The following is a 23,210-nucleotide window of genomic DNA, read 5'->3' on the forward strand; positions in this document are numbered from 1 at the left end:
CCGAAGCGGCGCCAGAGGCGCGTCAGGCGCTGTATCAGGCGCCAGGATCAGTTCACGGCGGCGACATTTTCCACCAGCATGGCGATGCCCTGTCCGCCGCCAATGCAGGCCGACGCGATGCCATAGCGCAGGCCGGAGCGTTTCAGTTCGCGTGCAACCGTCAGCGACAGGCGCACCCCCGTCGCGCCCAGCGGATGGCCGATGGCGATGGCCCCGCCATTCACGTTGACCTTCGCCTCATCGAGCCCAAGCTCGCGAATGCAGGCGAGGATCTGCGCCCCGAAAGCCTCGTTGATCTCGATCCGGTCGATTTCGGAAAGCGGGACGCCGGTCAGCGCGCACAGACGGGCAATCGCAGGAGCCGGGCCGATGCCCATGATCTCCGGCGGGACGCCGAGCGAGACACCGGCCACAATGCGCGCAAGCGGCATTTTGCCGGCCTTCTCGGCATAGGCGGACGAGCACACCACCGCACCGGCCGCTCCGTCCACGACCGCAGAGGAATTGCCGCCTGTCTGAACGCCGCCAAAGGCCGGGCGGATCTTTGCCAGAACCTCGATGGGGGAGGGCCTGACGTGGCTGTCTTCCTCCACCGCCTCCACCTTGCGCGGCAGGCGGATGCCGCGGTCGTTGTAGCCCTCTAGCGCGAAGGTCTCGCTGGTAACGGGGGCGATTTCGTCATCGAAGAAACCGGAATCGCGGGCGGCAATGGCGCACTCGAAGGAGCGAACGGCGAAGGCATCCACCTCCTCGCGGGTGATCTGATAGCGTTTAGCGAGATTTTCCGCCGTATCGCCCATGGTGCAGGAGCAGGCGGGGTCGAGCAGGGCTTCCCACAGGAAGTCCTTGAACTCCACCTGCCCCATGCGAAAGCCGCCGCGATGTGTATAGGCGGCGATGGGGTTGCGGCTCATGGATTCGGCGCCGACGCACAGCGCGGCCTCGGCACGCCCGAGAGAGACCGTGTCGGCGGCCTGCATGACCACCTCGATGCCGGTGCCGCAGACCCGCTGGACAAGATGAGCGGGCACCTCCTGGGAAACGCCGCTATAGAGGCCCACATGGCGCGGAAGCATGTAGGCGTCATAGCTCGCCTGCGCCATGTTACCGCAAATGACGGAACCGATGTCGCCGGGATCGATGGCGCATTTCTCAAGCGCGGCGCGTCCGGCCTTGATGCCCAGATCGATGGGCGAGATCAGTCCCAGCGCGCCGTTGTAGTCGACAAAGGGGGTGCGGGCGCCATCCAGCAGCCAGGCATCGGAAAAAGTGGAACAAAGGCCAGCGGCCATCGAAAACTCCTTCGGGAAGTCTCTCGGGATTGCTTGGTCGTGGGATCAGTCTATCTCGATGATGTCGGGTGGGCAGGCGACGTCATAGAGCCGCTCCACCAGCTCGGCACGGCGCGCCAGCACGGCGCGCTGATTGATGGAGCCCTTGTCGGTCACCTCTCCGGCATCGATACAAGGCGGCTCCTCCAGCACCAGGAGACGGCAGATGCGGGTGGAGGAACCGGTGGCCTCACGCGCCATGGCGTCAAGCCGCTCCTTCAGCATTGTGCGCAGGGCGGGGTGGCGCAGAAGGGCCGCGGGTCTTGCCTCGGAGCCGAGGTCCGGCACAAGGGTGCGACAGGCCCCAAGGTCGGGAAAGACCATCGCCGTCACGTCGTCCCGGTTCAGCCCGGCAATGACCACGTCGCGCGCGAAAGGCGCGAAATGGTCGAGGAAACGCGCCCGCAGCGGGCCCACGCTGACCCAGGTTCCGGTCGCCAGCTTGAAGTCCTCCGCAACCCGGCCATCGAAGAGGAAGCCCAGATTGGGGCGGCTCCGGTCGATGAATTTCAGCGCGTCGCCGAGCTTGTAATAGCCCTCCTCGTCGAAGGCCTTTGCGGTGTTCTTCTCGTCACGCCAGTATCCCGGGGTGATGTTGGGGCCTTTCAGGCGGGCCTCCATCTTTCCATCCACCGGCGCGAGCTTCAGCTCCAGTCCGGGAACCGGCACACCCACATGGCCGGACGCCGTGGTCTCCGGTGAGCACGACAAGGCGAAGGGCGCGCTTTCGGTCGCGCCAAGACCGGTCAGCATGACGATCTTCTTGCCCGTTTCTCCAATCGCGATCCGGTCGAACTCATCCCACACAGGCTGAGCAAGGCCGGCACCGGCAAAGAAGGTGAGCTTGAGGCGCGCGAAGAACCGCTTTCGCAGGTCCGGTTCGGTCTTCAGATAGGGAATGAGGGCCTCATAGCCCTTGGGCACGTTGAAATAGACGGTCGGAGAGATCTCGCGCAGATTGCGCACCGTTTCCTCAATTCCCCCCGGCATCGGCTTGCCTTCATCGATATAGAGGGTCCCGCCGTTAAAGAGCACGAGGCCAACATTGTGGTTGCCGCCGAACGTGTGGTTCCAGGGCAGCCAGTCGACAATCACCGGCGGCTCTTCCTTGAGGAATTGCAGAACCGTGTTCAGCATCACCTGGTTGGCGCAGATCATCCGCTGGGTGTTGATGACGCCCTTGGGAAGCCCTGTGGAGCCGGAGGTGAAGAGAAACTTGGCGATGGTGTCCGGGCCCACGGCTTCATGCGCACGGTCCACATCCAGCGTTTCCGGCGTCTCGGTCAGCGTCTCGAACAGCGTGGTCTTCTCATCGCCCTTGCGCGTGACGACGAATTCGCGGTCGTCTGACGCCAGCGTCTGAAACGCGCGCGCGAAAGTCTCGCCATCGGAGGCGAAGATCAGTCCGGGCGTCAGTAGGCCAATGATGTGCTTGAGCTTCGCGTGGTCGGTTGAAAGCGTGGAATAGGCCGGCGAGATCGGCGCATAGGGAATGCCGGCATAGAGGCAGGCGAGGCCAAGCAGCGCGTGCTCGATGTCATTGCCCGACAGGATCGCAACCGGACGCTCCGGGCTCAGTCCCCGGTCGATCAACGCTTGCGCGAGACTGCGCACCAGGGCGCGGGTACGGCCGTAGGAGAGCTCGCGCCAGGCGCCGCCCTTTTCGGGATCGCGCATGGCGATGAAAGTGCGCTGAGGCGCCTGTCTCGCCCAGTGGTCGAGCCTTTCCGTGAGCTTGCCCGGATAGGGGCCGAGCTCGGCTTCTGGCTGAATATAGATTGTACCGTCATCGTGCTCATGGGTGTTGACGGTCAGATCCATCAACGCCACGTCACGATAGTCCTCGGACCGGAAAACCGGTTCGGCAAAGGCTTGAAGCGCCATGGACACGTCGCCCTCCCTGCTTGGTGTCCTGAAAAAATCGGCGGAATCGTTTCCTCCCGTCCGCCGTCAGAGAATGTTATGCGACAGAACAATTATGTGCAATGCCAAACGTGCCTAATCCATACGAGTGACAGGCCGGGGCGGGAACGAAAAAGGCCCGCTCGAATGGCGACACCGGCGTGTCGGATTCGAACGGGCCTTCATGGCGTGAATTAAGGGGCGTAACCCGGGTCAGGCAGCGGGCTCGGAGGCCGCCTTTCCGGCCTCGTCGCTTTCCCACGGACGATGGCACCAGCTCGTCGTGCCGCAGACGGTCTGCACCGGCGGCAGAGCCTGCTGGCACATGGCCGTGGCCTTGGGGCAGCGCGGATGGAAGGTGCAGCCGGGCGGCGGCGCAATCGGCGAAGGCAGCTCGCCGGTGAGCACGATGCGCTCGCGCTTGCCTTCCGGGTTCGCCACCGGCGTCGCCGACAGGAGGGCCTGCGTGTAGGGATGCTGCGGGCTTTCGAAGATCGCGTCCCGCGGCCCCTGTTCCACCGGGCGGCCCAGATACATCACCATCACCTCATCGGCGATGTAGCGCACCACCGACAGGTCATGCGAGATGAACAGATAGGCCAAGTTGTAGCGCCGCTGGATCTCGCGAAGCAGGTTCAGAACCTGCGCCTGGATCGACACGTCCAGTGCGGAGGTCGGCTCGTCGAGGACAAGGATCGACGGGTCGAGCATCAGAGCGCGCGCAATGGCGATACGCTGCCGCTGGCCGCCGGAGAACATGTGCGGATAGCGATCGTAATGCTCGGGGCGCAGGCCCACCTCGGCCATCATGGCGCGGGCCTTCTCTTCTCGTTCCTTGCGCGACAGGTTGGTATTGACGAGAAGCGGCTCCTCCAGCGCGGCGCCGATCTTCTGGCGCGGATTGAGGGAGCCATAGGGGTTCTGGAAGACGATCTGGACCTTGGAGCGCAGCGCCGAAAGCGCGTCCTTCGACGCACCCACGACATCGGTCTTGCCGATCTTGAGCGAGCCGCCGCTGGCGGGTTCGATCATGGTGACGACACGGGCGAGCGTGGACTTGCCACAGCCCGATTCCCCCACCACCGCCAGCGTCTTTCCGCGTTCCAGCGTGAAGCTCGCACCATCCACGGCTTTCAGCACCTTCGGCTTGCCGAAGGCGCCTTGCGGAATTTCGTAGTGGCGCTTGATGTCCTTTGCGACAAGGACCGTTTCACCCCGACGGGTTTCGCTGCGGGCGGTTTCCTGTTTCATGTCCGTTTCTGCCATCATGCAGCCTCGCTGTCCGGTTTGCCGTCGGAAAGCGGCGTGTGGCAAAGCGCGTAGCCAAGCTCGGCGCCAGCGCGCGGCGGCTGTTCAAGGCGGCACTTGTCGGTTGCGAACTTGCAGCGCGGGGAGAACAGGCACCCGGTCGGGCGGTCGAACTGTCCCGGCACCACGCCCGGAATGGAGGGCAGGTGATCACCTGTCGCGCGCTCCGGAAGGGCTGCGAGAAGCGCGGACGTGTAGGGATGATGCGGATCGTGGAAGAGACCCTTCACCGGCTGTTGCTCGACTTGTTGTCCCGCATATTGCACGACGACGCGGTCAGCGGTTTCCGCCACCACACCCATATCGTGGGTGATCAGCACGAGGCCCATGTCGTTCTCTTCCTTGATCTTCAGCAGAAGCTCAAGGATCTGGGCCTGAATGGTCACGTCGAGCGCCGTTGTCGGCTCGTCCGCGATCAGAAGCTTGGGATCGCAGGCGATCGCCATGGCGATCATCACGCGCTGGTTCATGCCGCCGGAAAGCTGATGCGGGAAGGCGGAGATCCGGCGCTCGGGCGCGGGAATGCCGACGAGCCGCAGAAGCTCGATCGCGCGGTTCTTGCGCTCCGAACGGCTCAGGTCCGTGTGCATCTTCAGCGTTTCGGTGATCTGATATCCGACCGTGAAACACGGATTGAGGCTCGTGGTCGGCTCCTGGAAGATCATCGAAATGTCGCGGCCGATGATCTTGCGCTTTTCCTTGCCGGGCATGGACAACATGTCCCGGCCCTGAAAGGTCATGTGATCGGCGGTGACATGGGCGGTCCAGGGCAGAAGGCCCATGACTGCCAGCATGGAGACCGACTTGCCCGATCCGGACTCGCCCACGATCGCGACGACTTCGCCGGGATTGACGGTCAGCGAGACCTTGTCGACGGCGCGGAAAACGCCGTTCAGCGTCTCGAACTCGACGCTCAGGTTTGAAAAATCGAGGAGGGACATGGTCACGACCTCTTCAGCTTGGGATCGAGCGCGTCACGCAGACCGTCGCCGAACAGGTTGATGGCGAGCACGGTCAGCAGGATGGCGATGCCGGGGAAGGTGACGACCCACCATGCGCGCAGAATGAACTCACGGGCCTCGGCCAGCATCGTGCCCCACTCCGGGGTGGGCGGTTGTGCGCCGACGCCCAGGAAGCCGAGGGCGGCCGCGTCGAGGATCGCGGTGGAGAAGGACAGGGCCGCCTGAACGATGAGCGGTGCCATGCAGTTCGGCAGCACGGTGACCAGCATCAGGCGCAGGCCCTTCACGCCGGAAACGCGCGCCGCCATCACGTAGTCGCGCGACATCTCGCTCATCACCGCGGCACGCGTGAGGCGGACGTAATGCGGCTGCTGGACAATGGCGATGGCGATCATCGCGTTGGTCAGAGACGGGCCGAGAATGGCGACCAGCACGAGGGCCAGAAGCAGGCTGGGAAAGGACAGGATGATGTCCATGACGCGCATGATTAGCGTGTCGACCCAACCGCGCATCGCGCCAGCCAGAAGGCCGAAGCAGATGCCGGCGATCAGCGCGATGGAGACCACCACGCAGCCGATGAACAGCGAGTAGCGGCTGCCATAGATCAGACGGGAAAGAATGTCCCGGCCCACGGCGTCGGTGCCGAGCAGGAAGCGGGCGTCGCCGCCTTCGGTCCAGGACGGGGGAACCAGAAGCGCATCGCGGTACTGCACGGAAGCGCCGTGCGGAGCGACGTAGTTTGCAAAGAGGGCAATGATGATGATTGCCAGGAAGAAGAACAGACCTGCGACCGCTCCACGGTTGGTGGAGAAGTACTGCCAGAACTCCTTCAGCAGCGCGATGCGGCCCGTGGCACGCTCCGGCTGCGAGGTGGTGAGGGTCGTTTCCGACATGGCTTACCTCGTGTGCCGGATTTTCGGGTTGATCAGACCGTAGGTCACATCGACCAGCAGATTGACCAGCATGATGATCACCGCGATGAGCAGAAGGCCGCCCTGCACGGAGGGGTAATCCCGGCGGAAGATGGAATCGATCATCCACTTGCCGATACCCGGCCACGAGAAGATCGTCTCGGTCAGGATTGCACCGGCAAAGAGCACGCCGATCTGCAGGCCGATCACGGTGATGACCGGGATCATGGCGTTGCGAAGCGCATGCAGGCCGATGACACGCCGCGGCGGCAGGCCCTTGGCCCGCGCGGTGCGGACATAGTCCTCGTCGAGAACTTCCAGCATGGCGGAGCGCGTCTGGCGCGCGATCACGGCGAGCGGGATGGTGCCCAGCACGATGGTGGGCAGGATCAGGTGGCTGACCGCGGAGGTGAAGGCGCCGGGTTCACCGGACAACAGGCTGTCGATGAGCATGAAGCCGGTTACCGAATCAAAATAGTAGAGCAGCGAGATGCGACCTGAGACCGGGGTCCAGCCCAATGTGCCGGAAACCAGAATGATCAGCAGCAGGCCCCACCAGAAGATCGGCATGGAATACCCGACAAGCGCGGTGGTCATGACGGCGTGATCGGGGGTCTTGCCACGATAAAGCGCGGCGATGACACCGGCCGGCAGTCCGATGACCACGGCGAAGATGATCGCGCAAAGCGAGAGTTCCACCGTTGCCGGGAACAGGGAGAAGAATTCATTCAACACGGGACGGCGGGTGGAAATGGAAACGCCGAGGTCACCGTGAAAGATCCCGACAAGGTAGTCGAGATATTGTTGCCACAATGGTTGGTCAAAGCCGTATTGGTGCAACAGCTTGGCGTAGCGGTCCGGGGTCAAGCCACGCTCGCCCGCAAGCAGCAAGACCGGATCACCCGGCAGCAACCTGATGAAAAGAAACGAAATTATGGTCACGCCGATAAACGTCGGTATCAGCAGACCGATCTTATTGAGGATCAGACGAAGCATGGGGTAACCGATGAACTCTTGGTCCTGCCGTGGCCAGTCAGGCACGGGAAATCCCGGCCGTATACACGACCGGGATCAATTTGTTAACGGGTCTTTTACAACCTACTTCAGGTCGACGTCGTCGAAGCGGTGGTAACCCAGCGGGTCCTGCACGAAGCCGGTCACGTTCTTGGCAACGGGCATGAAGACGGTAGAGTGGGCAATGGTCGCCCACGGCGCCTGCTCCTTGAAGACAACCTGCGCCTCTTCATAGAGCTTTGTACGCTCAGCAATGTCAGACGTGATCTTGGCCTTCTGGATCAGGTCCTCAAACGGCTTATAGCACCACTGCGAGCGGTTTGAACCACCCACACCGTCGCAGCCGAGCAGGACGGCAAGAAAATTGTCCGGATCGCCGTTGTCGCCGGTCCAGCCGAGCAGCGCCGCACCGTCACGCTTCACGTCGGAAGAGCGCTTGAGGTACTCGCCCCATTCATAGGACACGATCTCGACCTTGACGCCGACCTTGGCGAAATCGGACTGGATCAGTTCGGCCATGCGACGCGCATTCGGGTTGTAGGGGCGCTGCACCGGCATCGCCCAGACCTTCATGGACAGATCCTTGACGCCAGCTTCCTCGAGCATCTTCTTGGAGGCTTCCGGATCGTACGGATCGTCCTTCACGGCGTCATTGTAGGACCACATGGTCGGCGGGATCGGGTTCTTGGCCGCCTGGCCGGAGCCCTGGAACACGGCGTCGAGAATGGCCTGCTTGTTGATGGCCATGTTCAGCGCCTTGCGGACCTTCGGATTGTCGAAGGGGGGCATCTGCGTGTTGTAGGCCATGTAGCCGACGTTGAGGCCGGCCTTTTCCATCAGGTTGATGGAGTCATCGGCCTTCATGGCTTCCAGATCGGCCGGGTTCGGATAGGCCATGATCTGGCATTCACCCGCCTTCAGCTTCTCGTAACGCACGGAGGCGTCCGGAGTGATGGCGAAGATCAGATTGTCGATGGCTTCCTTGCCCTTCCAGTAGTCCGGGTTCGCCTTGTAGCGAATGACCGCGTCCTTCTGGTAGGCGACATACTGGAACGGGCCGGTTCCCAACGGCACCTGGTTCAGCATTTCCGGCTTGCCTTCGGCTTCCAGCTTGTCGGCATATTCCTTCGACACGATCGACGCGAAGTCCATCGCGAGGTTCGCGAGCATCGGAGCTTCGGGGCGGTTCAGGACGAACTTCACCGTGAGGTCGTCAACCTTCTCGATCTTCTCGATCAGGTCCGGCATGGACATGCCGTTGAAATACTCCCAGGAGCCGTTCGAATAGTCGAACCAGGTTCCTTTGGTGGCAGCCTGACGCTCGAACGAGAAAATCACGTCGTCGGCGTTCAGCTCGCGGGTCGGGGTGAAGAAATCCGTGGTCTGGAATTTCACGCCCTTGCGAAGGTGGAAGGTGTATTCCTTGCCGTCAGGCGAAATGTCCCAGCTTTCCGCGAGGCCCGGTTCGATCTCCGTACCGCCGTGCTTGAATTCGACAAGACGGTTGTAGACGGCGCGACCGGAGGCATCGAAGGTCGTGCCAGCGGTATAGAGGGCCGGATCAAAGCCTTCGGGGCTGCCTTCCGAGCAATAGACAAGTGTCTTTGCCATGGCCGGTGCGGCAAGGAGCATCGCAACGGACGCGACCGCTCCGAAGCGCATCGTCTTCTTTAGTAACATGACTGTTCCTCTCTTCTGAAAATACCGGAAAAATATTCCCGCCACCTCCATTGGCGCAAGGGGGGAATGGACGGTATTCAGGAGGGGGATCACACCTCTTTTGCGAGCAAAACACAAGCATCAATACTGATGCGGTCAAGGCTTTTTGACGCAATAGGCGGATGCTGTCGCGCAGCGAAAAGGATAACCTTCCCGACAGGCAACAGGCTGGTCAGCTGACCTCATTCTCTTTGCGAAGTATATATTCAGGCGGAGAAGCCGCCTGTATCGAGATAGACCTGCTCTTCGGGGGTCGTCATGCGTCCCAGCGCGGGGTTGCGGTGCGGAAAGCGCCCGAAGCGCCGGATGACATCCATATGTATAAGTGCATATAGGTAGCCTTCTTGTTCCCCAAGTTGTCGAAACAGATCAACACTCGTCTGCTGGGCTTCGATGTCTTCCGCGTGTTCGAAGGGCAGGAAAAAGAATAGCCGGGCCTTCTTGGGAAAGGCCCTGTGGAAACCGTGGGAAAGTGACATGCGCGCAATCTGGAGCGCCTTGGCGTCACTGGCGAAGGCGCGCGGATCATCGCGAAAGAGGTTGCGGGGGAACTGGTCGAGCAGGAGAAGGAGGGCGAGTGTCCCGTGCGGGGTCTCCGCCCAGCTGTCGAAGCCGCCTTCGGCCGCAATGCGCTGGATATCCGAAAAGCGCTCGGCGATTTCCGCGTCAAAGGCATCATCGCGGGCGAACCATTTCTCAGGCCCCGCCTGCCACCAGAAATCGAGGATCTCGTACGGATCTGCAAAACTCGTGGACATCGGATCCTCCCGCAAACCGTTTGTCGTCAGGCAGTTCCGGGCAGTTCAACGCGAACCCCGCCGCAACCCGTCCCAGCCTGTCCGCTTTGTTCGCCTTGTGCAACCGTCTTGAGGACAGGCCCCCTTCGGGGAGCCTGCGGGCAAAATGTCTTTGCGCGCGCGACGCGACGTGCTTTTTTCCCGCCATGACATCGCAGCGATCATCTACGGACACCGCCAACGCTTTGCCTGCCACTGCCCCCCTGCCCAGGGATGGCGACGGAGAGGGGCCGGCCATTTCGCGCGAGCTGGATCTGCGCGGGCTGAATTGTCCCATGCCCGTTCTCAAGACCGCAAAGGCGCTTCAGGGCGTGGAGGCAGGCGAACGGATCGCGGTGCTGGCCAGCGATCCGCTTGCCGGGCTCGACATTCCTCATTTCTGCAATGAGCAAGGCCATGTGCTGGAGGATAGCGCCCGTGAAGATGGCTGGATGCGTTTCGTGATCCGCAAGGGCGCCTGATCGCGGTTTGGCGCCGCGCCGCCGGGAGCCTGATGTCAGGTTGTGGCGGCGATGGCCTCCATGGCTTCGGCCAGAGCGATGTCGCGGGCGGTTACGCCGCCAGCGTCATGGGTGGAGAGGGTGACCTCGACCTTGTTGTAGACGTTGGTCCATTCCGGGTGGTGATCGTGTTTTTCCGCGACCAGCGCCACACGCGCCATGAAGCCGAAGGCCTCATTGAAATCGGCGAAGCGAAACGTCCGGGTCATGGCGTCACGGCCATCGGGCGTGGTCCAGCCGTCCAGCCGGGCCAGGGCGGCGTCGCGCTCGGCCGGGGTCAGCACTTGCGGTTTTTCAGTCATGAGACATGTCCTCCCTCGCGCTCTCAATGTCAGAGTCATTCGGTGATCTAGAGGGCTCTTGCCAGATCTCCACCACACAGGCTCGTCATGCGAGGGAGGAAACGTCCCCGGATCGGACCATGACGGATCAGATCACGACCTTTTCAAAGAGCGGGCGATTTTGCGCAATGCGCTCATAGCCGAAGATGGAAAGATCGAGGCTCTCATAACGGCCAAGCGCGATCCATTCGGCAATGGCGCGGCCGACCGCGGGGGCCTGTTGCAGGCCGTGGCCGGAAAAGCCGTTCGCGAAGAGAAAGTTCGCGATTTCCGGGTGAGGGCCGATAACCGCGTTCTGGTCGAGCGTGTTGTAATCGTAATGTCCGGCCCAGGCGGGGCCTGGTCGGATCGCCTCGAAGGCGGGCACACGATGGGCAAGCGCGGGCCAGATAGTCTCTTCGAATAGCGACCAATCGGGATCGAAATCGTCGTCGGCGGCACGCGGATCGTTCTCGGCGGCCGGGGAGACGCCGCAAATGAAGGTCTCGCCTTCCGGGCGCACATAGACGCCGGATGTGTCGACCATCAGGGGCAGTCCGGGCGCGGCGTCCTTGCAGCGGAAGGTGAAGACCGAGCGCTTGCGCGGCTCCACCGGCAGGTCGATATCCGCAAGGGCTGCCACATCGCCCGCAGAGGGCCCGGCCGCGTTGACCAGGGTGCCGCAGGCTATGGTTTCGCCGGAGGCCAGCGTTGCGCCGGTCATCCGGTTGTCCTCGCGGGTGAGGCCGACGACCGTGTCGGTGAGAATTTCCACGCCATCTTCCCGGCAGGCCTTGCGCAAGAGCGCAAGCAGCAGATGCGCGTCGAACCAGCCTTCGCCGCTGCGGCCCCAGGCGCCTGCCGCCAGGCCTTCCGTATTGAGCCAGGGAAACCGTGCGAGCAGATCCTGCGGATCGTCAAGCGCGATATCGGCGCCTTCCGCGCACTGGACCTCGTGGTTTTCACGCAGGATCTCGGCTCCGGCCTCGCCCGCCAGAACCAGATAACCCCCTTCCTTGAAGCCGATATCTGCATCGGCGCCGAAGCGGTCCTTCAGGGCGCGGAAGAAGTCGCGGCCATAAAGCGACAGACGGACATTTTCCGGGGTGGAGAACTGCTGGCGGATGGAGGCCGCGGACAAGGTGGTGGCGGCCCGCGCATAAGCGGGGTCACGCTCCACGACGGTGACGGTTCCCTGGAAATTCAGGTCACGCTTGAGGAAATGGGCGATGGACAAGCCGACGGCGGCGCCGCCGACGATACAGACGTCGCGAACGAGCACGGGAAGAACCTCCGGATGAAAAGGTGAAGTCTTGTTATTCAGTCTTTTTGTGTGCGCGTTTGAACCGGCGCACGCGGGCATCGAGATAGGCAAATCGGTCCTGCAAGGAAAAACCGATCCGTGAGAAGGCAGCATCGAGCGAAGATGGCGTCACCCATGCGGGCTGCCAGATGAAGAACAGATGGTAGAACAGGGCGATGAGGAGCCCGTTCAGTGTCCAGGCGAGCACCGTGTCTGACAGGAAATGCCCGCCAAAGGCCACGCGATTAACGGAAACCAGCACGCCGATCGTTGCCGTTGCCCACAAGGCGGGCTTGCGCCAGGCAAGCGGCAGAACCAGCGCCAGAGCCAGAAGCCAGGCGCCCGATGATCCTTCTCCGGAAACGAAGGAGCAGTTGGACTTGCAGTGGTCGGTGAAGCGCCAGACGTCGACATAGGGCAAGTCGCCGCCAAAAACGTCGACATTGCGCGGGCGCGGGCGACCGGAATGGGCTTTCAGGATGCCGTTTGCCAGCAGGCCGGGGCCCAGCGCAAGGGTGATCAGCAGGAAGAGCGGTTTTCCCAGCGGGACCAGCGGCGGCTGTTCGGGCCAGATGACCTTGACGACCAGGATCAGGACACTGCCGAGCGCGATCAGCCACACCAGATAGGGGCCAAGCGAGCGCAGGCGTTTCAGGACTTCGTTGCTTGCGGCGGGAAAATTGCCGGAAGCGGGATCGAAGAACAGGCCGGAGACCCACAGGTCGACGCCGGGGAAAAGCAGGAAGAAGCCGCTCGCGATGACCGTCGCACAAATCAGGCTGACGACCGGATGGCGTGGGGCGGCCCTGGCGATGCTGCGCAGGTGAGACACGGCCCGCATCAGGGTCGGGCTGTCTTTTTCGGGGTCGGACATCATTCGGGCCGGCAGCTGTGTGCGTCTTGCTCCGGGAAATTCCCGGTCGCATCTCGGTGGAACAGCGCACAGTCAATCTATGTTCGTGCTGCGATGCAAGACCTTGTTCGTCGGCGAAGCCGTGGCCGCGTCTCTGGACCGGGAGGCCTCATGGTGAAATAGTCTGGCCGCTTCGCAGGGGAGAAGAGAATGGCGCTGAGTTTCTGGTTCGAGTTTGCATCCACCTACAGCTATCTGGCTGCGATGCGCATAGAGGTGGAGGGGCGACAACGTGGCATCGACGTCGTATGGGAACCTTTCCTGCTGGGGCCGATTTTCAGGCGGCAGGGCTGGGAGAAGTCGCCTTTCGACGCCTATACCGACAAGGGTGCCAACATGTGGCGCGACATGGAGCGCCATTGCGAGCTTTACGGCTTGCCGCTCATGCGCCCGGAGATCTTTCCCCAAAACGGGGTGATGGCGGTTCGGCTGTCGCTTCTGGGGCGCAAGGAGGGCTGGACGCCCGCCTTCGTGCGCGCGGTCTATCACGCGGAATTCGGGGAGGGGATGGATATCTCGCAACAGGAACTGCTGGCGGGCATCCTGATGGATCTGGGTCTTGATGCGGATGCGCTGCTGGAAGAGGCGCGGGGGGAGGAGATCAAGGCCGTCTTGCGCGCGCGCGGAGCGGAGGTGGACAGGTTGCGCCTCTACGGCTCACCGAATTTCGTCACGTCCGATGGCGAGTTGTTCTGGGGAAATGACCGGATGGAACAGGCCTTCGACTGGGAAGCCCGTCACGGGCTCGGCTAGCGGGCGGCGGCCTGTCGCTGATCTCGGGCCAGATAGGTCGCGCCGACAATCGGGCCGGGGTGGCCTTTTCCGTCTTCGCCCTGAATGAGAATGGCGCATCCCTGCATGCCGGCCTTCACCAGTTCGCCACGCGGCATGGAATAGCTGGCCGGTTCGCCTTTCCAAATGCCAATGGCCTGCATCCGGCGCACGACATTGTGATACGTGATGGTGCGGCCACCATTCTCGCCCCGTGCGATCGGCACTTTGCGTTTGTAATCGAACAGCACGAGCCAGACGGTCGCCATCATGCCAGGCGTCTTGCCCCCGCCGACGTGAATATCAAGCGCATCGGTTCCCATTTCAGCGCTCACCGAAACAGGCAGCTCACCTGCGCTCTTGATGGCGTTCAGCAGGGCGCGCTTGTCGGAGCCGATCGCGTGGCGCCGTCCATTGACGACGGCCTGCGGCGTGTAGACGGCGCGGTCGCCGCGCAAATCCGCATAGGCGCGCTGGCGGGCGCTGTTGTCGGTGCTGGCGAGGGTGTCCTTCCAGCCGAGATAGTCCCAGTAGTTCACCGGCAGCGAGAGGACGATCAGATCCTCCTGCTTGGCCAGTTCGCCAAGAAGTTTGTCGGCGGGCGGACAGGACGCGCAGCCCTGACTGGTGAAAAGCTCCACAACGGCCTTGGGGTCGGCTGAGGCGGGGGCTGGAAGAAGCAAGGAGAGCGCCAGCGCGAGCATCGAGCACAGCGCGGCAACGCTCTTGTGCCGGGCGGGTTCGCGCGGGTTCAACGGATTGTCCGTTCCGAGCATTCTTCGTCCTGTTCCTGAGGGGTGCCGTGACCCGAGGCATGCGCTTCCGAAGAAGGCACTCTCTTTTGCCGAGAAATGTGAGGCGACCTTAGTCGCGGGACGGGTCAATTAAAAGTCACGTTGGGGTGACATTCGTTTGTACGGCGAGGGAGGGGCGCGCCGGATCCCGGAAACGACAAGGGGCGGCCTTTGCGAAGCCACCCCTTGTCATCAGTCTGTCCTGTCGACTGCGCTCAGTTGCCCGCAAGGGCTTCCTCAATGCGCGGGATCAGCACCTCGGTCATGGCTTTCGGGCTCAGCGGACCGATGAACTTGTACCGGATGCGGCCTGTGCGATCGACGACGAAGGTCTCCGGCACACCGTAGACGCCCCAGTCGATGGCGGCGCGGCCCTTCTCGTCCACACCGATGGCCTCATAGGGATTGCCGAGCGATCCGAGGAAGCGCAGCGCATTGGCGCGCTTGTCCTTGTAGTTGATGCCGACCAGCCGGACATCGGGACGTTTGGCGAGTTCCTCCAGAAGCGGATGCTCTTCGCGGCAGGGGACGCACCAGGAGGCGAAGACATTCACCAGCGTCACCCGGCCCGTCAGATCAATGCCGGTGTCGCCGGTTTTGAGGTCGGCGGTCGAAAGACCCGGCACCTGTGCGCCGTCACGCTCAAGACCCGCCAGCGCAGGGAGATCGAAATCGGGGGCAGGGCGGTCGATCAGTGCGGAGGGGATCTGGTTCGGGCTGCGCCCGACGGTCAGCTGCACGAGAAAAAGGGCCGCGAGAGCGACGAATATGATCAGCGGCAGAAGCACGAGCACCGAAACGCGGCGGCGTGGTGGTTCGCCCGCTGAGGGATCGGTGTCGGGGGACACTCCGCTCATGACTTTGAATCCGTATTGGCTGAACGGCGGCGGATGCCGCGTGCGTCGAGATCCGCCAGGATCGACTTCTGACGGGCGTAATCGGCAACGATCCAGAAGATCATGCCGCCGATAACCGCAAGTGTGATTGCGTAGGATGCGATGATGAAGCCGGCATGATTGCCGAGATCTGGCAGCATCAGGACTGTGCCTCCGCCTGTTCCGTTTCAGAAGCGGTGGATGGTGCCTCCTTGGTGACCTGCGTGGCCGTTGCAACACCGGCTGCGCCTGCCGCCTCGCGTTGGCGCAGCGCACGGATGCGGCGGCGCAGGATTTCGCTGCGCATGGCCATCATGTGCAGCGTCACAAAGAGGAGCGTGAAGGCCAGGGCCATGGTCAGGAGCGGCGTCAGCATGGAGGACGGCATGGCCGGCCCATCCATGCGCATCACCGAGGCGGGCTGGTGGAGGGTGTTCCACCAGTCGACCGAGAACTTGATGATGGGAATGTTGATGTAGCCGACAAGCGTCAGCACGGCCACGGCCTTGCCCGCGCGAATGGGCTCTTCGATCGTGCGCCACAGGGCGATGATGCCAAGATACATGATGAAAAGCACAAGCACCGAAGTCAGCCGCGCATCCCACACCCACCAGGTGCCCCACATGGGCTTGCCCCAAAGCGAGCCGGTGACCAGGCACAGGAAGGTGAAAGCGGCCCCGATGGGGGCCGCGGCGCGGGCGGAGACATCCGCCAGCGGGTGCTTCCAGACCAATGTGCCCAGCGCGGCGATTGCCATGACCGAATAGGAGAACATGGCAAGCCAGGCGAAGGGCACGTGGATGTACATGATCTTGACGGTCGCGCCCTGCTGGTAATCGTCGGGCGAGACGAAAAGGGCCAGGTAGAGGCCTGCGGTCATGGTCAGCACGGTCGCGCCGATGAGCCAGGGCAGCAGCCGGTCGCTCAGTCGAAGGAAACGGGTCGGATTTGCGAGGTCGATGATTGCCATGGAACGGTTCTAATCGCGCAAGGTTGCGGCATCAATGCGGCGTTGGGTCAATCCGAGGAGAATCGGAGGGCGGTCGCAGCAGCAAAGGGGCCGATGACGGTCGAGATCAGGGTGAGCGCGCACAGGATCGCAAAGGGCGTCGCAAAGGGCAGCGAGACGTCAAGCGCCGCATTGGACGCACTCACCCCGAATATGAGGGTCGGGATTGCAAGCGGCAGCACGAGAATGGCGAGCAGCAACCCGCCCCGGCGAAGGGAGACGGTGAGCGCCGCGCCAATGCCGCCGATCAGGGTGAGAGCGGGGGTTCCGGCCAGAAGCGTTGCGGTAAGCGCGGCTGTGGCCGTCGGCTCCATGTTGAGGAACATGGCCAGAACCGGCGCGGAGATGACCAGCGGCAGGCCGCTGGAGGCCCAATGCGCAAGGCATTTTGTGAAGACAACCATCTCCAGCTGGGTATCGCTCATCAGGAGAAGGTCGAGAGAGCCATCGTCGCGATCTGCCTGAAACAGCCGGTCGAGGCCAAGGAGAGACGCCAGAAGTGCGCCGATCCACAGGATGGCCGGGCCGATGCGGGCCAAAAGGTTCAGGTCCGGCCCGATGCCGAAGGGAACCACCACCACCACGCAAAGAAAGAACAGAACCCCCATCCACGCACCGCCGCCGACACGCACGGCGAGCCGCAATTCGCGCAGGAAAAGGGCGGGAAGAGCATTCATGCCGCAATCTCGGCTGGCTGGAAGCGCAGGTGGCGGGCGGGTTTGACCGGCAGATCCTGGTGCGTTGCCGCCACGATCAGTCCGCCATGCGCAAGGTGGGCGTTCATCAGGTCCACAAGCTTTGCCTCCGATGCGGTATCCAGCGCGGAGGTCGGCTCGTCCATCAGCCAGAGCGGACGGTGCGAAACCAGCAGGCGGGCAAGGGCCAGCCTGCGGCGCTGTCCTGCCGAGAGATAGGCGGCGGGAAGATGGGAGATGAAGTCGAGGCCGACGGTCTCCAGCGCCTCATCGACGGTTGCCGCCGGACTGTCATTGAAGCGCCGCCAGAAGGCCAGATTTTCCGCCACCGTCAGCGGGGCTTTCAGCGCGTCGGCATGGCCGAAATAGTGACTTTGGGCGGAAAGCGTCTTGTCCACATCGCCCCCCTGGAGCGTGACGGAGCCTTCCGCACTGGCGACCAGACCGGCCAGAACGCGCAGCAGGCTGGACTTTCCCACGCCGTTGGGCCCGGTGACGATCAGCGCTTCTCCGGCGTCGAGCTTGAAGGAAAGTTTATCGAAGACGCGGCGACCACCGCGTTCGCAGGCGAGATTTTCCGCGATCAGCTTCAAAGGCAAGGCCTCCCGATCCCCACAGGTCGCGCAGGCACTTAGGCTGTTTTCACACCTGCGATCAAGGAGGAATGCGGTTTGCGGCAGGTCGTGAGCTGCTTTGACCGCGCAAAAGCGGCAGGGGCGGCAATTTGCGCGGTCTGCGCAATTCGGGGATGACTTTTGTATACCATTGTATATAAAACGCGCGAGCCGAGAGTGTGGCGGTGCGGAAAGATGCTGTTTGACGCACGCCGCACTGGTGCCGCTCCGCAAGATTCGCTATGACGAGCCGCGCTATGCAAGACGCGGTGCCGGAAGGTCACTCGTTGGGGGGACATTGTATTTTCCCGTATCCGTCGCCGGAGGTTGAGGCGGCGGGAGAGTGACGACGGCGCTGTCCTTGTGAAGCCGGCAGAGAACTATCGCCAGGGGACGGTCTTTCGTCGGGTCGCAAGACCTGATCGGATCCGGACCATGCGACAAGATTTGGGGTTCGTTTCCCTTCTCCGGCAGGCCCGGAGGGACCGGACCCGGAATTCCTGCTGCGGGCCTGCATTGGTCAGGCCGCCAACAGGGCGCTGCGCCGTCGGCGAATGGCGATGCGCCCTCGAATGAAAGGGGATCGCCAGCCGTGACAAAATCGCTCGACACCTTCAAATGCCGCAAGACGCTTGCCGTCGGCGACAAGAGCTACACCTATTTCTCGCTTCCCGACGCGGAAGCGAACGGCCTTGAGGGCATCTCCCAGCTGCCCTTCTCGCTGAAGGTGATTCTGGAAAACCTGCTGCGTTTCGAAGACGGTCGGACCGTGACCGCCGATGACATCCGCGCAGTTGCCGGGTGGCTGAAGGAGCGCAAGTCCTCCCACGAAATCGCCTATCGTCCTGCGCGCGTGCTGATGCAGGACTTCACCGGCGTGCCCGCGGTCGTCGATCTGGCCGCCATGCGCGATGCGGCGACCAAGCTTGGCGGCGACCCGAAAAAGGTGAACCCGCTGGTTCCCGTCGATCTGGTTATCGACCACTCCGTGATGGTCGACCACTTCGGCAATTCCACCGCTTTCACGCAGAACGTGGAACGCGAATATGAGCGCAACGGCGAACGTTACGAGTTTCTGCGCTGGGGCCAGTCAGCCTTTGACAATTTCCGTGCGGTGCCGCCGGGCACCGGCATCTGCCACCAGGTGAACCTGGAATATCTGGCCCAGACGGTCTGGACCAAGGACGAAGACGGCGAAACGATCGCCTATCCGGATACGCTGGTCGGCACCGACAGCCACACCACCATGGTCAATGGCCTTGCCGTTCTCGGCTGGGGCGTGGGCGGCATCGAGGCGGAGGCGGCCATGCTCGGCCAGCCGATCTCCATGCTGATCCCGGAAGTCGTCGGCTTCCGTCTTGACGGCGAGCTGCCGGAAGGCGTGACGGCGACCGACCTCGTGCTGACCGTCGTGGAAATGCTGCGCAAGAAGGGCGTTGTCGGCAAGTTCGTGGAGTTCTACGGCCCGGGCCTCGACAACCTGTCGCTGGAAGACGCCGCGACCATCGCCAACATGGCGCCGGAATACGGTGCGACCTGCGGCTTCTTCCCCGTGGACGGCGATACGCTCAATTACCTGACCTCGACGGGGCGCGCCGATGACCGCGTTGCGCTGGTGGAAGCCTATTCCCGTGCGCAGGGCATGTTCCGCGACACCCACTCCGAGCCGGTCTTTACCGACACGCTGCAGCTGGATCTCTCCACCGTCGTTCCCTCCATTGCCGGCCCGAAGCGTCCGCAGGACCGTGTCGCGCTCGACGTGGCGCCGGAAGGCTTCGCCAAGGTGATGGACGAGGAATTCAAGAAGGCGGACGAGCTTTCCAAGCGCTTCGCCGTGGAAGGCCGCAACCACGATCTCGGCCACGGCGACGTGGTGATCGCCGCGATCACCTCGTGTACCAACACCTCCAACCCCTCGGTGCTGATCGGCGCGGGCCTTGTGGCGCGCAATGCGGTCGCCAAGGGCCTGAAGGTGAAGCCGTGGGTGAAGACCTCGCTGGCACCGGGCTCGCAGGTGGTGACCGACTATCTCAACAAGGCCGGTCTTCAGGACGATCTCGATGCGCTCGGCTTTGATCTTGTCGGCTATGGGTGCACCACCTGCATCGGCAATTCCGGCCCGCTGCCGGAGGAGATCTCCAAGTCGATCAACGACAACGATCTGGTGGCCTGTTCGGTGCTTTCGGGCAACCGCAACTTCGAAGGCCGCGTGAACCCGGATGTGCGCGCCAACTACCTGGCTTCGCCCCCGCTGGTGGTGGCTTACGCGATCGCCGGTTCGTTGAACGTCAACCTTGCCAAGGACCCGCTCGGCGAGGACAAGGACGGCAAGCCGGTGTTCCTGAAGGACATCTGGCCGACCAGCGCCGAGATCGCGGAGCTGATCCGCACCTCGATCACGGAAGAGATGTTCCGTGAGCGTTACGGCGACGTCTTCAAGGGCGACGAGCACTGGCAGGCGATCAAGGTTGAAGGCGGTCTGACCTATGACTGGCCCGCGACCTCGACCTACGTACAGAACCCGCCCTATTTCGAAGGCATGACCATGGAGCCGAAGCCGCTTCAGGATGTCGAGAACGCGGCGGTGCTGGGCCTGTTCCTGGACAGCATCACCACCGACCACATCTCGCCGGCCGGTTCCATCAAGGCCGACAGCCCGGGCGGCAAGTACCTTGTCGATCATCAGGTTCGTCCGGTGGACTTCAACTCCTACGGCTCGCGCCGCGGCAACCACGAAGTCATGATGCGCGGCACCTTCGCCAATATCCGCATCAAGAACCAGATGGTTCCGGGCGTCGAAGGCGGCGTGACGATGAAGGACGGCGAGCAGAAGTGGATCTACGACGCGGCGATGGAATACCGCGACGCGGGCCAGCCGCTCGTGATCTTCGCCGGCAAGGAATACGGCACCGGTTCCTCGCGCGACTGGGCGGCCAAGGGCACGCGCCTTCTGGGCGTGCGGGCGGTCATCGCGCAGTCGTTCGAGCGTATCCACCGCTCCAACCTCGTCGGCATGGGTGTGCTGCCGCTCACCTTCAAGGAAGGCGAGAGCTGGCAGTCGCATGGCATCACCGGCAAGGAGAAGGTGTCGATCAAGGGCGTGGCCGACCTGAAGCCGCGCCAGATGGTGAATATCGACGTCGAATACGAAGACGGCACCAAGAAGGCGATCGAGGTGCTGTGCCGGATCGATACCGAAGACGAGCTGGACTACATCAAGGCCGGCGGCATCCTGCACTACGTTCTCAGGAACCTGGTGGCGTAGGGACCGGGTTCAACCTGTCCGAGAGATGAAAGGGGCCGCTCCGACTTGGGGCGGCCCCTTTTTCATTATCGGGACATGGCAATTCAATTGCCGCCAGGCTTTTTGATAAGGGTGGAAGATCGCCGGGCGATCCCGTAAAACGCGGGACTCGGACAACTTGGAAGTTCTCGCTGATGAGGCTGGCTTATCGCCCTGAAATCGACGGTTTGCGGACGCTGGCCGTCGTGCCCGTGGTGTTGTTCCATGCAGGCCTTGCGCCCTTCAAAGGCGGCTTTGTCGGCGTAGATGTGTTCTTTGTGATCAGCGGCTATCTGATCACCAGCATCTTGCTTGCCGATCTTTCCAAAGGCTCCTTCTCGCTACTCAGGTTCTACGATCGGCGTATTCGAAGGATCATCCCCGCCCTTGTCGCGGTCGTGTTGGCTTCGTTCGTGATGGCCTATTTGTGGATGCCAACGGATCAGCTGCGCGAGTTTGCCAAGGATGTGGTGGCGGTTTCGCTATTTGGCTCGAATATCAGGTACATGGCGGGTGGTGGCTATTTTGATGCTGCCGAGCAGCTGCGGCCATTGCTCCACACGTGGAGCCTCGCCATTGAAGAGCAGTTTTATGTGGTTTTTCCGCTTCTGCTTTTCGCGCTCTGGCGCTGGTGGCGTCCCCATCTACTGACAGTTTCGGTTATCCTTCTGGCAATCAGTCTCGCCTTCGCGGAATACATGTCGCGGACTGACAGTCTGCTGAATTACTATCTCTTGCCGACACGGGCCTGGGAACTTCTCGCCGGGTCTGTGCTCGCCATGAAGGGCGTGAGGCCGGGGGCCGTTTCGCGGTGGAAGGCGGAAGCCGGGAGTGCGCTGGGTGTCGGCCTTATTCTCGTGTCGGTGTTTCTTCTCGGCGAAGAGTTTCGTTATCCGAGCCTGTGGACGGTCATTCCCGTTATCGGTGCGATGCTTGTGATTGCCTTTGCCGACGTCCGCAGCCTGGCAGGGCAAATGCTCGGAAGCCGTTCTTTCGTTGGTATCGGGCTGCTCAGCTATTCGTTCTATCTCTGGCATCAGCCGGTTTTTGTTTTTGCGAGGCTGCGTTTCGGACAGGACAGTCTCTCCACCGGCGATTACCTGGCCCTTGTCGGCCTGTCGCTTGCGCTGTCCTGGGTGACCTATCTTGTGCTGGAACGCCCGATCCGTCGTCAGCGTTTTGCCTCACCGATCAAGATCGCGACTGCTGCCCTCGCGGCCACTGTCTTCATGATCGTCGGCGCGCGCTACACGGTCATTCAGGGCAAGCATTGGTTGCCGCTTCGCAATCCATTGATCACTCAGCTCAGTGAACGCCTGAAGCCAGCCTATGGTCTGGCGGAGGCCTGTGACGGCGCGGTCGACATCCCCGATTGCAAGACAGATGATCAGCCGGTCATCGCCGTTTGGGGGGATTCCCATGCACGCCATCTCGTGGACGGCCTGAAAGCCGCCAGACCGGATATCCGGATGATCCAGCTGACAAAGTCAGCCTGTACGGCCATGCTCCATGGTGCTGGCTTGAAATACAACTCAGGTCCGGATCTGCGTGTGTCGAGAGAGTGCCTGGCTTTCAATGATCGGGTGGTTGAGTGGCTCTCGCACAACGAGAGTGTGGAATTCGTTGTGATTGCATCACTCATGAGCCAGTTTTCAGTCGACCGTGGCATGCTGGATGCTGCGGGCAACGTTGTTCCTGGAGGGCCGGAGAAGGCCGTTGAAGAGCTTCGCAAGACAATCGACTGGGTCAAACGGATCGGCAAGACGCCGGTTCTCATCACATCCCCACCAATCAACGGCAAGGACTTCGGCGATTGCTTCTACCGGCACGAGGTGTTTGGCACGTCGCTCGATGCCTGTGGCATCACGCGTGAGGAAGATGCGACTTTCCGCAAGTCGGTCTACGGGATCTACAGCGCGCTGGAGCCCTTCGCCAAGGTCATAAGGCTGCGCGATCTGCTTTGCGAGGGCGAGACGTGTCTGACCCATGTGGGGGACATGACCATCTATCGGGATACAACTCATCTCTCCAGGGAAGGCTCCGTCTATTTGAGCCGGGAGTTTGATCTATATGGCAGGATCACTGGCGAGGAGACGGGGCGTAGGGTGTCCGGCGGCCTAAACAACGCTGCGGTCACGAACTGAAACTGACTTATGGTCAATACGCCGCCGGCGGGCTACAACCTCATC

The 23,210-nt window shown here is 62.3% G+C and carries 21 protein-coding genes; 4 read left to right on the top strand and 17 right to left on the bottom strand.

Annotated features, from left to right (window positions below):
- Positions 1-47 precede the first annotated feature (47 nt).
- The 8 genes from ABGM93_RS15050 to ABGM93_RS15085 form a co-directional block, all read right to left on the bottom strand.
- Positions 48-1,292, bottom strand: coding sequence for a thiolase family protein (locus ABGM93_RS15050; RefSeq protein WP_321500862.1), 1,245 nt, complete (start codon positions 1,290-1,292; stop codon positions 48-50).
- 45 nt (positions 1,293-1,337) lie between these two features.
- On the bottom strand, positions 1,338-3,215 hold the full coding sequence (locus ABGM93_RS15055) for a feruloyl-CoA synthase (RefSeq protein ID WP_321505925.1): 1,878 nt from the start codon (positions 3,213-3,215) through the stop codon (positions 1,338-1,340).
- 231 nt (positions 3,216-3,446) lie between these two features.
- Positions 3,447-4,484, bottom strand: a complete 1,038-nt coding sequence (locus tag ABGM93_RS15060) for a dipeptide ABC transporter ATP-binding protein (protein ID WP_319774572.1) — start codon at positions 4,482-4,484, stop codon at positions 3,447-3,449.
- Between the two features lie 14 nt (positions 4,485-4,498).
- A complete protein-coding gene (locus ABGM93_RS15065; protein ID WP_321500864.1) occupies positions 4,499-5,482 on the bottom strand; it encodes an ABC transporter ATP-binding protein in 984 nt (327 codons plus the stop codon).
- Between the two features lie 2 nt (positions 5,483-5,484).
- Positions 5,485-6,396: an ABC transporter permease subunit gene (locus ABGM93_RS15070; protein ID WP_319774570.1), complete on the bottom strand. Its 912-nt coding sequence runs from the start codon at positions 6,394-6,396 to the stop codon at positions 5,485-5,487.
- Between the two features lie 3 nt (positions 6,397-6,399).
- On the bottom strand, positions 6,400-7,410 hold the full coding sequence (locus tag ABGM93_RS15075) for an ABC transporter permease subunit (protein WP_321500867.1): 1,011 nt from the start codon (positions 7,408-7,410) through the stop codon (positions 6,400-6,402).
- 102 nt (positions 7,411-7,512) lie between these two features.
- Positions 7,513-9,090 carry an ABC transporter substrate-binding protein gene (locus tag ABGM93_RS15080; RefSeq protein ID WP_321505929.1) on the bottom strand — a complete coding sequence of 526 codons (1,578 nt, stop codon included), beginning with the start codon at positions 9,088-9,090 and terminating at the stop codon, positions 7,513-7,515.
- Between the two features lie 263 nt (positions 9,091-9,353).
- Positions 9,354-9,905, bottom strand: coding sequence for a DUF924 family protein (locus ABGM93_RS15085; RefSeq protein ID WP_321500869.1), 552 nt, complete (start codon positions 9,903-9,905; stop codon positions 9,354-9,356).
- Positions 9,906-10,219: 314 nt separating this feature from the next.
- Here ABGM93_RS15085 and ABGM93_RS15090 point away from each other — a divergent pair, with 314 nt between their 5' ends.
- Positions 10,220-10,405, top strand: a complete 186-nt coding sequence (locus ABGM93_RS15090) for a sulfurtransferase TusA family protein (protein ID WP_321500871.1) — start codon at positions 10,220-10,222, stop codon at positions 10,403-10,405.
- A 35-nt stretch (positions 10,406-10,440) separates the two neighbouring features.
- On the opposite strand, the gene ABGM93_RS15095 is transcribed toward ABGM93_RS15090, so the two are convergent.
- The 3 genes from ABGM93_RS15095 to ABGM93_RS15105 all read right to left on the bottom strand — a co-directional run bounded on the left by ABGM93_RS15095 (position 10,441) and on the right by ABGM93_RS15105 (position 12,941).
- Complete coding sequence (locus tag ABGM93_RS15095; RefSeq protein WP_321334246.1) at positions 10,441-10,746, bottom strand: 4a-hydroxytetrahydrobiopterin dehydratase; 306 nt, start codon at positions 10,744-10,746, stop codon at positions 10,441-10,443.
- 127 nt (positions 10,747-10,873) lie between these two features.
- On the bottom strand, positions 10,874-12,046 hold the full coding sequence (locus ABGM93_RS15100; RefSeq protein WP_321500873.1) for an FAD-binding oxidoreductase: 1,173 nt from the start codon (positions 12,044-12,046) through the stop codon (positions 10,874-10,876).
- Positions 12,047-12,080: 34 nt separating this feature from the next.
- A complete protein-coding gene (locus ABGM93_RS15105) occupies positions 12,081-12,941 on the bottom strand; it encodes a phosphatase PAP2 family protein (protein ID WP_321500875.1) in 861 nt (286 codons plus the stop codon).
- Positions 12,942-13,130: 189 nt separating this feature from the next.
- On the opposite strand from ABGM93_RS15105, the gene ABGM93_RS15110 reads away from it, so the two are divergent.
- Positions 13,131-13,733: a 2-hydroxychromene-2-carboxylate isomerase gene (locus ABGM93_RS15110; RefSeq protein WP_321500877.1), complete on the top strand. Its 603-nt coding sequence runs from the start codon at positions 13,131-13,133 to the stop codon at positions 13,731-13,733.
- Here the strand turns inward: ABGM93_RS15110 and ABGM93_RS15115 are convergent.
- The 6 genes from ABGM93_RS15115 to ccmA form a co-directional block, all read right to left on the bottom strand.
- On the bottom strand, positions 13,730-14,527 hold the full coding sequence (locus ABGM93_RS15115; RefSeq protein ID WP_321500879.1) for a DUF1223 domain-containing protein: 798 nt from the start codon (positions 14,525-14,527) through the stop codon (positions 13,730-13,732). The two genes, ABGM93_RS15110 and ABGM93_RS15115, sit on opposite strands and share 4 nt — an antisense overlap.
- A 233-nt stretch (positions 14,528-14,760) precedes the next feature.
- Complete coding sequence (locus tag ABGM93_RS15120; RefSeq protein WP_321500883.1) at positions 14,761-15,402, bottom strand: DsbE family thiol:disulfide interchange protein; 642 nt, start codon at positions 15,400-15,402, stop codon at positions 14,761-14,763.
- Complete coding sequence (gene ccmD, locus ABGM93_RS15125) at positions 15,399-15,581, bottom strand: heme exporter protein CcmD (RefSeq protein WP_319774560.1); 183 nt, start codon at positions 15,579-15,581, stop codon at positions 15,399-15,401. Before ccmD ends, ABGM93_RS15120 begins: the two co-directional genes overlap by 4 nt.
- Positions 15,581-16,390, bottom strand: a complete 810-nt coding sequence (locus ABGM93_RS15130) for a heme ABC transporter permease (RefSeq protein WP_321500889.1) — start codon at positions 16,388-16,390, stop codon at positions 15,581-15,583. Before ABGM93_RS15130 ends, ccmD begins: the two co-directional genes overlap by 1 nt.
- A 47-nt stretch (positions 16,391-16,437) precedes the next feature.
- Positions 16,438-17,106: a heme exporter protein CcmB gene (ccmB, locus tag ABGM93_RS15135; RefSeq protein WP_321500894.1), complete on the bottom strand. Its 669-nt coding sequence runs from the start codon at positions 17,104-17,106 to the stop codon at positions 16,438-16,440.
- Complete coding sequence (gene ccmA, locus ABGM93_RS15140; protein ID WP_321505931.1) at positions 17,103-17,717, bottom strand: heme ABC exporter ATP-binding protein CcmA; 615 nt, start codon at positions 17,715-17,717, stop codon at positions 17,103-17,105. Before ccmA ends, ccmB begins: the two co-directional genes overlap by 4 nt.
- A gap of 613 nt (positions 17,718-18,330) precedes the next feature.
- On the opposite strand from ccmA, the gene acnA reads away from it, so the two are divergent.
- Positions 18,331-21,003 carry an aconitate hydratase AcnA gene (acnA, locus tag ABGM93_RS15145; RefSeq protein WP_319774557.1) on the top strand — a complete coding sequence of 891 codons (2,673 nt, stop codon included), beginning with the start codon at positions 18,331-18,333 and terminating at the stop codon, positions 21,001-21,003.
- 173 nt (positions 21,004-21,176) lie between these two features.
- Positions 21,177-23,165, top strand: coding sequence for an acyltransferase family protein (locus ABGM93_RS15150; protein WP_321500898.1), 1,989 nt, complete (start codon positions 21,177-21,179; stop codon positions 23,163-23,165).
- Positions 23,166-23,210 lie beyond the last annotated feature (45 nt).

Source organism: Breoghania sp. (assembly GCF_963674635.1).
GTDB lineage: Bacteria > Pseudomonadota > Alphaproteobacteria > Rhizobiales > Stappiaceae > Breoghania.

Excerpts from the sequence above, each read along its gene's own strand:
- ABGM93_RS15085 (WP_321500869.1), bottom strand. The coding sequence starts at position 9,905 with ATGTCCACGAGTTTTGCAGATCCGTACGAGATCCTCGATTTCTGGTGG.
- ccmB (WP_321500894.1), bottom strand. The coding sequence starts at position 17,106 with ATGAATGCTCTTCCCGCCCTTTTCCTGCGCGAATTGCGGCTCGCCGTG.
- ABGM93_RS15110 (WP_321500877.1), top strand. The coding sequence starts at position 13,131 with ATGGCGCTGAGTTTCTGGTTCGAGTTTGCATCCACCTACAGCTATCTG.
- ABGM93_RS15105 (WP_321500875.1), bottom strand. The coding sequence starts at position 12,941 with ATGTCCGACCCCGAAAAAGACAGCCCGACCCTGATGCGGGCCGTGTCT.
- ABGM93_RS15120 (WP_321500883.1), bottom strand. The coding sequence starts at position 15,402 with ATGAGCGGAGTGTCCCCCGACACCGATCCCTCAGCGGGCGAACCACCA.
- ABGM93_RS15150 (WP_321500898.1), top strand. The coding sequence starts at position 21,177 with ATGAGGCTGGCTTATCGCCCTGAAATCGACGGTTTGCGGACGCTGGCC.
- ABGM93_RS15115 (WP_321500879.1), bottom strand. The coding sequence starts at position 14,527 with ATGCTCGGAACGGACAATCCGTTGAACCCGCGCGAACCCGCCCGGCAC.
- ABGM93_RS15090 (WP_321500871.1), top strand. The coding sequence starts at position 10,220 with ATGCCCGTTCTCAAGACCGCAAAGGCGCTTCAGGGCGTGGAGGCAGGC.
- ABGM93_RS15095 (WP_321334246.1), bottom strand. The coding sequence starts at position 10,746 with ATGACTGAAAAACCGCAAGTGCTGACCCCGGCCGAGCGCGACGCCGCC.
- ABGM93_RS15065 (WP_321500864.1), bottom strand. The coding sequence starts at position 5,482 with ATGTCCCTCCTCGATTTTTCAAACCTGAGCGTCGAGTTCGAGACGCTG.
- ccmD (WP_319774560.1), bottom strand. The coding sequence starts at position 15,581 with ATGCTGCCAGATCTCGGCAATCATGCCGGCTTCATCATCGCATCCTAC.
- ABGM93_RS15070 (WP_319774570.1), bottom strand. The coding sequence starts at position 6,396 with ATGTCGGAAACGACCCTCACCACCTCGCAGCCGGAGCGTGCCACGGGC.
- ABGM93_RS15050 (WP_321500862.1), bottom strand. The coding sequence starts at position 1,292 with ATGGCCGCTGGCCTTTGTTCCACTTTTTCCGATGCCTGGCTGCTGGAT.
- ABGM93_RS15075 (WP_321500867.1), bottom strand. The coding sequence starts at position 7,410 with ATGCTTCGTCTGATCCTCAATAAGATCGGTCTGCTGATACCGACGTTT.
- ABGM93_RS15130 (WP_321500889.1), bottom strand. The coding sequence starts at position 16,390 with ATGGCAATCATCGACCTCGCAAATCCGACCCGTTTCCTTCGACTGAGC.
- ABGM93_RS15060 (WP_319774572.1), bottom strand. The coding sequence starts at position 4,484 with ATGAAACAGGAAACCGCCCGCAGCGAAACCCGTCGGGGTGAAACGGTC.
- ABGM93_RS15055 (WP_321505925.1), bottom strand. The coding sequence starts at position 3,215 with ATGGCGCTTCAAGCCTTTGCCGAACCGGTTTTCCGGTCCGAGGACTAT.
- ABGM93_RS15080 (WP_321505929.1), bottom strand. The coding sequence starts at position 9,090 with ATGCGCTTCGGAGCGGTCGCGTCCGTTGCGATGCTCCTTGCCGCACCG.